The sequence below is a fragment of the Mesorhizobium sp. M7A.F.Ca.US.007.01.2.1 genome (genome assembly GCF_003998165.1).
GTDB lineage: Bacteria > Pseudomonadota > Alphaproteobacteria > Rhizobiales > Rhizobiaceae > Mesorhizobium > Mesorhizobium ciceri.
Map to the genome: position 1 here is coordinate 1 of NZ_RZQP01000545.1, position 384 is coordinate 384.

At 68.2% G+C, this 384-nt stretch carries 1 protein-coding gene; it reads right to left on the reverse strand.

Features of this window, described 5'->3' with window-relative positions:
• Positions 1 to 384, reverse strand: a 384-nt coding sequence (locus EN949_RS35705; protein ID WP_245472591.1) for an SAM-dependent methyltransferase, incomplete at both ends; no start/stop codon positions are given.

A 384-nucleotide genomic window follows, 5' to 3' on the forward strand; every position in this document is an offset into this window, starting at 1 on the left:
TTTTCGCTCGCCGCCCAGCGCTTCGACCATGGCACCGAGGGATTCGGCCAGCCGGCGCGGCGATTCGAAGAAAATCAATGTCGCCGGCACGGCTTTCAGTGCCTCCAGCCGCGTCAGCCGCTGCCCGGTCTTCACCGGTAAAAATCCGGCGAACATGAAGGCATCGGAGGGCAGGCCGGATGCGGTCAACGCCGCGAGCGGCGCCGATGGGCCGGGGATAGGCACGACGCGAATGCCGTGGTCGAGCGCCTCGCCGACCAGCCGGTAGCCGGGATCGGACACCAGCGGCGTGCCGGCATCGGAGATCAGCGCCACGCTCTGTCCGGCCTGCAGCGCCGCGATCAGCTTCGGCCCGGCCTCGCCGGCATTATGCTCATGATAGGC